Origin of the sequence: Teichococcus deserti (assembly GCF_001982615.1) — a bacterium.
Taxonomy (GTDB): Bacteria; Pseudomonadota; Alphaproteobacteria; order Acetobacterales; family Acetobacteraceae; genus Pseudoroseomonas; species Pseudoroseomonas deserti.
Map to the genome: position 1 here is coordinate 1 of NZ_MLCO01000104.1, position 10147 is coordinate 10147.

Below are 10147 nucleotides of genomic sequence, written 5' to 3' on the forward strand. Positions count from 1 at the left end.
CTTCCGCCGGGTCCTGCTGATCGCGCTCGACGGCATGCGGGCCGACATGCTGACGGCCGAAGGCACGCCGCATCTCTGGGCCCTGGCCCGGCGCGGCCAGCGCTTTTCGACATCCCGCTCGGTCTTCCCCAGCTACACCCGGGTCTGCACCGCCTCGGTCATGGCCGGCGCGCCGCCGGAAGTGCATGGCGTGGTCGGCAATGCGCTGCACCACCCGAGCGCCGGCGAGCTGCCGCTGCATCTGGACCGCATCGCCGATCTGCGCCGGCTGGTCGCCGCCGATGGCAGCGCCATCCTGGCCCCGACGCTGGACCAGGCGCTGCGCCAGGCCGGTAAGCGCTTCGGCGCCGTCAGCGGCAATACCCCGGGGACGGCGGCGCTGATGCTGCCCGACCCGGCGGCCGGCGGCCATTTCGTCTTCACCCCGCATGGCCGCGAGGCCTCGCAGCAGCCCGAGGCCTGGGACGCCGTCACCGCCCGCTTCGGCCCGCCGCCCGAGGCCGACGTGCCGCTGCTCGCCCGCACCGCCTGGCTGGGAAAAGTCTTCGCCGAGCATGTGCTGGCCGAGGTCGATCCCGATGTCGCGCTGCTCTGGCTGGCCGAGCCCGACACCGCGCTGCATTACCGCGGCCTCGGCCATGCCGACACGATGGATGCGCTGCGCGTCGCCGACGCGGCGGTCGGCCTGGCGCTCGACACCCTGCGCCGGCTCGGGCGGCTGGAGGAGACGGCGGTGATCGCCTTCAGCGACCATGGCCAGATCGCCTGCCCCGACCAGATCGCCCTGCTGGAGGAATGGGCGCCGCTCGGCATCGCCTATCGCCCCGGCCCCGGCGTGCTGGCCACCACCGCCCCCGGCCGCTGCGGCGGCATCAGCCTGACCGCCGAGGGCCGCCGCGCCAAGGCCCTGCCCGGCCTCATCGCCGGGCTGCAGGCGCGGCCGGAGCTCGGCATGCTCTTCGCCCGCGACGCGCAGGACGGGGTGCTGCCCTATGCCGCCGTCGGCTTCGACCATCCGCGCGCGCCCGACCTGGTGACGGTGCTGCGGCATGACGCGGCCGGCGGCTGGACCCCGGCCGGCGACGTCCCCCCGGGCGGCGGCATGCATGGCGGGCTGCATCCGGGCGAGCTGTCCAACCTGCTGCTGCTGGCCCTGCCCGGCGGCGAGGCGGCGCTGCGTGACGCCCCGGCCGGGCTGATCGACATCGCCCCCACCGCCCTGGCCCTGCTGGGCGTGGCGGTGCCCGACAGCATGCGCGGCCGCGACCTCTCCGCCGCCGACCCGGCCTGGACCAGGCGCCGGCTGGAAGCGGCCGGCGGCGGGCTGGCGCAATATGTCGAGACCGCCGAGATGGGCCGCGCCCGCTATGTGCTGGAGGGCGGCCGGATCGACTGATCCGGGCATAAACGGGCAGATGTCATCAGGACTCCACAGGAACGGTCACACGCCCGTCGCGGAAGCGCGGCTAAGCCGGCGTCACCGTTCCGAAGGGTCTTCCCGCGATGCTTTCTGCTCCCCGTATCGGCCGCCGCCCGCTGGCCGCGGCGCTGCTGGCCGGCGCCGCCTTCGCCGGCCCGGCCCGCGCCGCCGCGACGCCCGGCAAGCTGACCGTCGCCATCTCCGGCTTCCCGCCGGGGGTGGAGCCGGTGCTGTTCAACCACACCGCGACGCGCCGCGTGGTGCCGCAGCTCTTCGACACGCTGATCGCCTTCGACCATGCCAAGGACATGGCGCTGCGCCCGGCCCTGGCCGAGCGCTGGGAGCGGCGCGACGCCCGCGCGCTGCGGCTGCATCTGCGCCGCGGCGTCACCTTCCATGACGGCAGCCCCTTCACCGCGCGCGACGTCGCCTTCAGCCTGGGGCCCGACCACCTGCTGGGCCCGGGCCGTTCCGGCCGCTCGGTCGCCATGCAGACGCTGGAACGCCTGGCCCGCGTCGAGGTCGAGGACGACCACACCGTCACCATCCATGCCAAGGGCGACGACGCGCTGCTGGAGCAGCGGCTGGCCGCCTGGGCCTCGGAAATCGTCAGCCAGCGCGGCTTCGAGGCCGCCGGCGGCTGGGACCGCTGGGCCGCGGCGCCGATCGGCACCGGCCCCTATCGCCTGGTCGGGCAGAAGCTGGACGTCAACGTGCAGATGGCCGCGCATGCCGATTACTGGGGCGGCCGGCCGCCCTTCGCCAGCATCGAATACCGCATCGTCCCCGAGGTCGCCTCGCGCGTCGCCGGGCTGCGCAGCGGCGAATACGACATCGTCACCGACCTGCCGCCCGACCTCTTCCCCGAGATCGACCGCCAGCCCGGGCTGCAGGTGGTGGGCGGCCAGGTGCAGAACATCCGCTACCTGGCGATCGACGCGACCGGGCCGGTGCTGGGCGATGCCGGCATCCGCCGCGCGCTGAGCCTGGCGCTGGACCGCAAGCTGTTCCTCGAGGCGCTGTGGGGCAACCGGGTGGCCGCGCCGAACGGCTTCCAGTTCTCCAGCTTCGGCCGCGGCTATATCGAGGACTTCCCGGCGCTGGCCTATGACCCGGCGCAGGCGCGGGCGCTGGTGAAGGCGGCGGGCTATGCCGGCCAGACCATCAGCTACAAGCTGCTGAACAACTACTACACCAACCAGGTCGCCGGCGCGCAGACCATGGTGGAGATGTGGCGCGAGGTCGGGCTGAACGTCCGCATCGAGATGCTGGAGAATTTCTCCCAGGTGCAGAAGATGCCGATCAACGGCATCTATGACAGCTCCAGCACCGCCATCTTCCTCGACCAGCTCGGCCATGCCTGGCGCGAATTCGGCCCCAACGGCACCCTGCCGAAGCTGGTCGGCATCCCGACCAACGCCGAATACCAGGCGCTGGGCGGCAGGCTGCAGGACGTCTATGAGGCGGAGGAGCGCCGGCGCATCATCCGCCGCATGCTGACCATCCTCCATGACGAAGACCCGCCCTGCGTGGTGCTGCATGCCTCGGGCCAGTTCTACGGCAAGCGGCGCGACGTCGCCTGGACGCCGGGGCAGACGCTGGACCTGAATTTCGGCCCCTCCAACCCGGCCTATGCGCTTTGACGGGGCCAGGGACGGGGACGGGAGCATCGCGCGGGCGGGCCGGGCCGCGGCTCGGCGCCTCCCGCCAGCATGACATCCTGGCGCTGCTGTCGCGCGGCCAGGCGGTCGCTGTCGCCGAGATCGCCGGGCAGCTCGGCGTCTCGGCCGAGACGGTGCGGCGCGACATCCGCGCGCTGCAGGAGGCCGGGCTGCTGCGCCGCGTCCATGGTGGCGCCATGCCGGGCGGCACGGTGGACCTGGCCGCCCGCCGCCCTGTCGCCGAGCGGCTGGACCTGGCCCGCGCCGCCAAGCAGCGCGCGGCGGAGGCCGCCCTGCCGCTCTTCGCCAAGGGGATGACGGTCTTCCTCGGCGGCAGCTCGACCATGCTGATCCTGGCGGGGCTGCTGGCCGGGCGCGATCTGGGCCTGTCGGTCACCACCAACATGATCGACATCGCGACCCTGCTGGCGGCGCGGCCGGGCTGCCAGGTCAGCCTGCTGGGCGGCACGCTGAAGCCCGAGACCCACACGCTGGTCGGGCCCGAGGTGTTGCGCGCCCTCGACCGGCGGGTCTTCGACCTGGCGGTCTGCGGCACCAGCGCGCTGCACCCGCAGCATGGCGCGCTGGGGCCGAGCGACTGGCATGCGGCGCTGGGCGACAGCCTGGCCGCCCGCGCCGCGCGGCTGGCGGTGGTGGCCGATGCCCAGAAATTCCTGCGCAGCGACGCGCATCAGGTGTATCCGCTGGCCAGCCTGCATGCGGTGGCCAGCGACGCCGCGCCGCCGGCGCCGATGGCCGACGCCCTCGCCGCCGCCGACGTTCTTCTCTATCTGCCGACCGAGGATGCGGTGTCGCGCCAGAAGTCGAGCACGGCCTGCGCGAAGGCTGCCGGTTCCTCCTCCGGCAGGTAGTGGCCGCCGGGCAGCACCAGGCTGCGCAGATCCGCGGCGGCGCCGTGCAGGCTGTCAGCCAGGCGGGTCTTCACCCCGCCCTCGGCGCCGATGGCCAGCACCGGCATGGGCAGCGGCACGGCCAGCCGCTCGGCCATGCGGGCCAGCCCCTCCGGGCTGAGCAGGGCGCGGTAATAGTCGAAGCCGGCGCGGGCGGCGCCGGGGGCCGCGAAGCTGCGCGCGTAGGCGGCGCGGGCCTCCGCATCGATCGCGTGCGGCCGCGCCGCCTTGTTGTCGAAGAGCCAGTCGAGGAACAGCCGCTCGCGCCCTGCGACCAGCGCCTCCGGCAGGCCCTGCAGCCGGTTGAAGCCGAAATGCCAGCCGGCGATATTGGCGGCCTCGTCCGGGATCGGCCGCGCCACGCCCGCGGTCTGGATGGTCATCTCGCTGAGCACCAGCCGCCGCACGTCGCCGGGATGGGCGCAGGCCAGGGCATAGGCGATCCAGGACCCGACGTCATGCGAGACGACGTCGATGCCGCGCAGCCCTTCCTGGACCAGGAAGCCGTGGATGTCGCCGGCGACGGTGTCGAGGTCATAGCCGCCGTCCGGCTTGTCGCTGTCGCCCAGCCCGCGCGGGTCGAGCACGATCACCCGCCGCCCCGCCGCGACGAGGAGGGGCAGGACATGGCGCCAGGCCAGCCAGCTCTGCGGCCAGCCGGGCAGCAGCAGCACCGGCGCGCCCTGCCCCGCCTCGACGGCATGCAGCCGCAGCGTTCCGAGCCGCACCATGCGGTGCGTCAACTCCCCTGTCATCGGCGAGATCCTTCCGGTCCTCAGTCGAGCAGCCGCAGCGCGCGGCGGACGAAGCCTTCGCCGTCTTCCGGAAAGCGGCCGCCCTTGCCGACGACGCGCATGCCCTGCAGCAGCGCCAGCAGCAGGTCGGCGACGCCCTCCGGCGGCTCGGTCGTGGCGATGGAGCCGTCGCGCTGCCCCTCGGCCACCAGTGCGGCCAGCATGGCGTGGCGCCGCGCCAGCGTCGCGCGCAGCACCGCGGCCGTCGCGCCGAGCTGGTCGAGCCCGGTGATGCCGGAGACCACCAGGCAGCCGCGCTGCCCCGCCTCGCCCTGGCTCAGCCCGGCATAGAGCCGCAGCAGCGCCGTGATGCGCGCCCGGCCCCCCGGGGCGCCGGCGGCGATGTCGCCCAGCCTGCGGTCGCGCTCGGCGATGTAGCGGTCCAGGGCGCCGGCGAAGATGCCTTCCTTGTCGCGATACGCCTTGTAGAGGCTGCCCGCACTCAGCCCGGTCACCGCGACCAGATCGGCAATCGAGACGGCCGCGAAGCCGCCGGCGCTGAACAGCGCGATGGCCTGGTCCAGCACCTCCGCCTCGTTGAATGCGCGTGGACGGCCGCGGACGGCGCGGGGCTCGGGCGGCATGCGGCTCCTTCGCAAATTAGGAAATGAACATTCCCTAATTACGGATGGCCGTCAACCACCCGCCGACGGTTGCACGGGAGACAACCCTGCCATCAGGGGTTGCATGAATTATCATTTATTAAAGACGGGCAGGTATCTTTCGTCTTGTATCCCAGAGCAGCTTGATCGGAGGCAATAGCCTGATCCGGCTCGCGTGGATGGATGGGGCGGAATGCTGGACGAGGTCGAGGAGAGCCTGCGGGAGATGCTTTGCTGGGCCGGGCGGCGCGCGGCGGCGGTGCCGCCGGAGATGGCGCCGATCGTCGGCGAGGTCGCGGCCGAGACCTGGCGCCGCCGCCATGTGCCGGCGGCGCCGGAGGCGCGGGCCCGCTGGCTGAAGGCCAGTCGGGCGGTGCTGTCGCTGCTGCCCGATGGCCCCGCGGAGGCGCCCGGCTTCGGCCGGGGCAGCCTGCCCGCGCTGCGCGCGGCGCGCGCGATGGTGGGCGTCATCATCGACCAGCAGATGGCCTGCGGGACCGCCGCCGGGCGGATGGCGGGTGAAAGGCCGCAGGCGGCGGAGCCCTGCTGCCGGTGCGATCCCTGCCAGAGCGCGGCAGTCCGGGCTCCGGCGACGGCATCGCCGGTGGCCCCAGCTTGAGCGGGGCCGCGCCGCGGCCGGGCCGGCGCGACAACGTCAGCCGTCGTCGCGCCGGGCGGCCTGCAGCGTCGCGGCCTCGATCTTCACCACGACGTCTTCCACCCGGCCCTCGACGACGAGGCATTCGTCGTGCCGCGACCCGTATTTGATGACCGTCTGGTCCTCCGCCGACCTGTTCTCGGACAGGAAGATGATCTTGTCGACATTGATGTAGAACTCTCCATCGGAGACTTCGGTCAGGCGGACAAAGGCCATGGCGCGCTCCGCAACCCACCGCTTCGCTCACAGACGATCGCGGAACATTCCCGGAAGCTCGGGCAGCGACTTATGCCTGCTCCGATCCGGGAATTCCTTTTCCTATGAGGGCGCGCCCGGTAAATTGTGGCTCATGACTGAAGCTTGATCTTCCTCCAGCCCGATCATAGGGGGCCGTCCGTGCCAGGCGGGATGGCACCCCCTGGGGATGCCGCGCGGCCGCGCATATAGGCCCGCGGGCTGCAGCCCATGTCGGCACGGAAGGCGTAGATGAAGGCCGAGGTCGAGCCGTAGCCGAGTTCCATCGCCGTCTGCGTCACGTCCAGCCCGCCACCCAGCAGCTCGATCGCCTTGAACAGCCGCAGCCGCCGCCGCCAGGAGCGCAGGCTCATGCCCAGCTCGGCCTCGAAGCGGCGGGCCAGCGTGCGGCCGGACATGCCGAGCGCCCGGCCCCATTCCTCCGGGCCGCGCGGATCGGCGGGGTCGCCGTAGAGCGCCTCGCAGACCGCGCTCAGCGGCCCGCCGCGCGGCCAGGACAGCGCCCCCGACAACTCCCCTGGCAGCGGCCGGGCGCGGCGCAGCTGGTCCAGGATCAGCGCGGTGACCCGGCCGGCATAGCCGCTGTCATCGGGCTCGGCCTCGATCGCCGCAGCCTCCAGGATCAGCGCCTGCAGCAGGGCCGAGACGCCGAAGACGGTCGGCGCCTCCGGCAGGCCGGCGCCGGCGGCATCGGCGATCCAGAGGCTGCGGAACTCGGCGCCGAGCAGCGAGCCGACGCGATGCGCGAGGCCGCTCGGCAGCCAGACCGCCTGCTCCGGCGAGATGACGAAGGACCGCCCGGCCACCGCCACCGTCAGCACGCCGGAAACGGCATAGACCACCTGCTTCCAGGCATGCGCATGCTCGGGGAAGTAGCGCCGCGGCGGGATCGACTGGGCCCGCACCGTCATCGGCTGCGGCGCCGCGGCGTCGGGCGGCGGCGCGAGGGTCTCCCAGAGCATGGCCGGCGCCTCCTGGCGCGGGATTGTCCGATAGTCGACATAGCTTGGCATCCCGTCGAAGGAAAGCCAGGGCGGCGATGCGCTAGGCTCTGCGCCGGCGCTCGCCGCGCGCAGGGCTTGCAACCGCCTGCCCTTCGCGCAAGATCACCGGCCGCGGCGGCGTCGCCGCGCCAAGCAGGGAAGCTCGCCATGGGCAACAAGGCTCCGAACGCCGCCGAATTCCGCCAGCACAGCTCGCACTGGGGCGTGTTCAAGGCGGCGCTGGGCGAGGACGGGCTGGTGATCCAGGCGCATCCCGGCGACCCGGACCCGAATGGCATCCTCGACAACTTCCCCGCCGCCCTGCGGCATCCGGCGCGCATCGCCCGGCCGATGGTGCGGCGCGGCTGGCTGGAGCGCGGCCCCGGCCCCGACCGCCAGCGCGGCCGCGACGAATTCGTCGCCATGGAATGGGACCAGGTGCTCGACCTGCTGGCCGCCGAGATCCGCCGCGTCGGCGAGAGCCACGGCCCGGGCGCGGTCTATGGCGGCTCCTATGGCTGGGCCAGCGCCGGGCGCTTCCACCATGCGCAGAGCCAGATCCACCGCTTCCTGAACACCGCGATCGGCGGCTATGTCGCCTCGGTCAACAGCTACAGCTCGGGCGCCGCCTCGGTGATCGTGCCGCATGTGCTGGGCAATTACGAGGCGCTGACCAAGCACAACGTCACCTGGGACCAGGTGGCCACGCAGACCGAGGTGGTGCTGGCCTTCGGCGGCATGGCGCTGAAGAACGCCATGGTCGCCGGCGGCGGCATCAGCGAGCATGTCGAACGCCCGGCGATGCAGGCCGCCCGCGCGCGCGGCTGCGACTTCATCCTGGTGGGCCCGCTGCGCAGCGACCTGCCGGAGGAGGCCGGCGCCGAGTGGATCGCCAATGTCCCCGGCACCGACACGGCGCTGATGCTGGCGCTGGTCCACACGCTGGTGGCGGAGGGGCTGCACGACCGCGGCTTCATCGACCGCTTCACCACCGGCTGGGCCGAGTTCGAGCGCTACCTGCTGGGCGCGGCCGACGGCCAGCCGAAGGACGCCGCCTGGGCCGCCCCGATCACCGGGCTCGAGGCCGAGGCGATCCGCGCCCTGGCCCGCCGGCTGCACGGCAAGCGAGTGCTGGTGACCGTCGCGCATGCGCTGCAGCGCGCCGAGCATGGCGAGCAGCCGGTGTGGATGGGCGCGGTGCTGGCCGCGGCGCTGGGCCAGATCGGCCTGCCCGGCGGCGGCTACGGCTATGCGCTGGGCGCCATCGGCTATTACGGCAGGCGGGCCAATGCGGTGCCGAGCCCGACCCTGTCGCAGGGCCGCAACCGGCACGGCAACTACATCCCCGTGGCGCGCATCGCCGACATGCTGCTGAACCCGGGGCAGGACTACCGCTACAACGGGCAGACCCGGAAATATCCCGACATCCGGCTGGTCTACTGGGCCGGCGGCAATCCCTTCCACCACCACCAGGACCTCAACCGGCTGCGCGAGGCCTTCGCCCGCGTCGACACGCTGGTGGTGCATGAGCTGGCCTGGACCGCGACGGCGCGCCACGCCGATATCGTGCTGCCGGCGACCATGACGCTGGAGCGCGAGGATATCGGCTACAGCTCGCATGATCCGCTGATGGTGGCCATGCAGCGCGTCGCCGCCCCCTATGCCGAGGCGCGCGACGACTACGACATCTTCGCGGCGCTCTCGCGGCGCCTCGGCACCGAGGCCGCCTTCACCGAGGGCCGCAGCAGCCGCGAATGGCTGGCCCATCTCTACGAGCGCACCCGCCAGGGCCTGGCGGAGAAGGGCCTGCCGGCGCCCGACTTCGAGGCCTTCTGGGAGGCGGGCAGCCTGGCCCTGCCGCAGGAACCCGACGATGGCGGCCCCTGGCGCGCCTTCCGCGAGGATCCGGACGCCAATCCGCTGCCGACGCCGAGCGGCCGGATCGAGATCTTCTCGGAGACCGTCGCCGGCTTCGGCGAGGCCAGCTGCCCCGGCCACCCGGCCTGGCTGCCGCCCGAGGAGGCGCCGGGGGGTGCCACGCCGCTGCATCTGGTGGCCAACCAGCCGGCGACGCGGCTGCACAGCCAGCTGGACTTCGGCGGCCACAGCGCCGCGGCCAAGCGGCGCGAGCGCGAGGTGGCCACCATGCACCCGGCCGACGCCGCCGCCCGCGGCATCGAGGATGGCGACATCATCCGGCTGTTCAACAAGCGCGGCGCCTGCCTGGCCGCGGTGCGCGTCGCCGAGGATATCCGCCCCGGCGTGGTGCAGCTGCCCACCGGCGCCTGGTACGACCCCGAGGATCCGGCCGAGGATTTCCCGCTCTGCGTGCACGGCAATCCGAACGTGCTGACGCGCGACATCGGCACCTCCTCGCTGGCGCAGGGCTGCACCGGCCAGCTGACCGTGGTCGAGGTGGAGAAGTTCACCGGCAACCTGCCGCCGATCCGCGCCTTCGACCCGCCGGTCGCCCGCCCCGCGCCGCAGCCGCTGGCGGCCGAGTAGCCGGGGCCGGGCGCCGCCGCGGCGGCGCCCGGCTCCCGCTTCAGATCGCCAGCTCGATCAGGAAGGGCGCGTCCTGCGCCAGGCTCTGCGCGGTCAGGTCGGCCAGCGCCTCCAGCGTGGTGGCGCGCGCCGCCTCGATGCCCATGCAGTTCGCGGCCCCCACCCAGTCGATGTCGGGATTGCCGAGATCGAGCATCTGCATCGCCGTCGGCCCCGGATTGGCGCCGACATTGCGGTATTCGCCGATCAGGATCTGGTACTTGCGGTTCGACAGCACGATCGTGGTGATCGGCAGCTTCTCGCGCGCCTGGGTCCAGAGCGCCTGCAGCGTGTACATCCCCGACCCGTCCGCCTGCAG

Annotated in this window: 10 protein-coding genes; 5 read left to right on the forward strand and 5 right to left on the reverse strand. The window is 72.9% G+C overall.

What is annotated here, in order from left to right; genetic code table 11:
* The 3 genes from BKE38_RS12640 to BKE38_RS12650 all read left to right on the forward strand — a co-directional run.
* On the forward strand, positions 1-1396 hold a 1396-nt coding region (locus BKE38_RS12640; protein ID WP_076957674.1), incomplete at its 5' end, for an alkaline phosphatase family protein.
* A 107-nt stretch (positions 1397-1503) separates the two neighbouring features.
* Positions 1504-3063, forward strand: a complete 1560-nt coding sequence (locus tag BKE38_RS12645) for an ABC transporter substrate-binding protein (protein WP_076957675.1) — start codon at positions 1504-1506, stop codon at positions 3061-3063.
* On the forward strand, positions 3060-3953 hold the full coding sequence (locus BKE38_RS12650; protein WP_076957676.1) for a DeoR/GlpR family DNA-binding transcription regulator: 894 nt from the start codon (positions 3060-3062) through the stop codon (positions 3951-3953). Before BKE38_RS12645 ends, BKE38_RS12650 begins: the two co-directional genes overlap by 4 nt.
* Here BKE38_RS12650 and BKE38_RS12655 read toward each other — a convergent pair.
* Both BKE38_RS12655 and BKE38_RS12660 read right to left on the reverse strand, forming a co-directional pair.
* The gene (locus tag BKE38_RS12655; protein WP_076957677.1) at positions 3869-4747 is read right to left on the reverse strand and encodes an alpha/beta fold hydrolase; all 879 of its coding nucleotides are present in this window, start codon (positions 4745-4747) and stop codon (positions 3869-3871) included. The two genes, BKE38_RS12650 and BKE38_RS12655, sit on opposite strands and share 85 nt — an antisense overlap.
* A 20-nt stretch (positions 4748-4767) precedes the next feature.
* Positions 4768-5370 (reverse strand): TetR/AcrR family transcriptional regulator, encoded by a 603-nt coding sequence (locus tag BKE38_RS12660; RefSeq protein ID WP_076957678.1) that lies wholly within the window; start codon positions 5368-5370, stop codon positions 4768-4770.
* Between the two features lie 211 nt (positions 5371-5581).
* On the opposite strand from BKE38_RS12660, the gene BKE38_RS12665 reads away from it, so the two are divergent.
* Positions 5582-6007: a hypothetical protein gene (locus BKE38_RS12665; RefSeq protein ID WP_076957679.1), complete on the forward strand. Its 426-nt coding sequence runs from the start codon at positions 5582-5584 to the stop codon at positions 6005-6007.
* A 36-nt stretch (positions 6008-6043) separates the two neighbouring features.
* On the opposite strand, the gene BKE38_RS12670 is transcribed toward BKE38_RS12665, so the two are convergent.
* Entirely contained in the window at positions 6044-6262 is a 219-nt protein-coding gene (locus tag BKE38_RS12670; protein ID WP_076957680.1) for a hypothetical protein, read from the reverse strand.
* A gap of 164 nt (positions 6263-6426) precedes the next feature.
* Positions 6427-7263, reverse strand: coding sequence for an AraC family transcriptional regulator (locus tag BKE38_RS12675; protein WP_076957681.1), 837 nt, complete (start codon positions 7261-7263; stop codon positions 6427-6429).
* Between the two features lie 189 nt (positions 7264-7452).
* Here BKE38_RS12675 and BKE38_RS12680 point away from each other — a divergent pair, with 189 nt between their 5' ends.
* Entirely contained in the window at positions 7453-9789 is a 2337-nt protein-coding gene (locus tag BKE38_RS12680) for a molybdopterin guanine dinucleotide-containing S/N-oxide reductase (RefSeq protein WP_076957682.1), read from the forward strand.
* A 40-nt stretch (positions 9790-9829) separates the two neighbouring features.
* Here the strand turns inward: BKE38_RS12680 and BKE38_RS12685 are convergent.
* On the reverse strand, positions 9830-10147 hold a 318-nt coding region (locus tag BKE38_RS12685; protein ID WP_242662337.1), incomplete at its 5' end, for a thiamine pyrophosphate-dependent enzyme.

Bases quoted from the DNA above. Each gene is read 5' to 3' on its own strand.
- BKE38_RS12645 (WP_076957675.1), top strand. From the start codon at position 1,504: ATGCTTTCTGCTCCCCGTATCGGCCGCCGCCCGCTGGCCGCGGCGCTG.
- BKE38_RS12655 (WP_076957677.1), bottom strand. From the start codon at position 4,747: ATGACAGGGGAGTTGACGCACCGCATGGTGCGGCTCGGAACGCTGCGG.
- BKE38_RS12660 (WP_076957678.1), bottom strand. From the start codon at position 5,370: ATGCCGCCCGAGCCCCGCGCCGTCCGCGGCCGTCCACGCGCATTCAAC.
- BKE38_RS12665 (WP_076957679.1), top strand. From the start codon at position 5,582: ATGCTGGACGAGGTCGAGGAGAGCCTGCGGGAGATGCTTTGCTGGGCC.
- BKE38_RS12670 (WP_076957680.1), bottom strand. From the start codon at position 6,262: ATGGCCTTTGTCCGCCTGACCGAAGTCTCCGATGGAGAGTTCTACATC.
- BKE38_RS12675 (WP_076957681.1), bottom strand. From the start codon at position 7,263: ATGCTCTGGGAGACCCTCGCGCCGCCGCCCGACGCCGCGGCGCCGCAG.
- BKE38_RS12680 (WP_076957682.1), top strand. From the start codon at position 7,453: ATGGGCAACAAGGCTCCGAACGCCGCCGAATTCCGCCAGCACAGCTCG.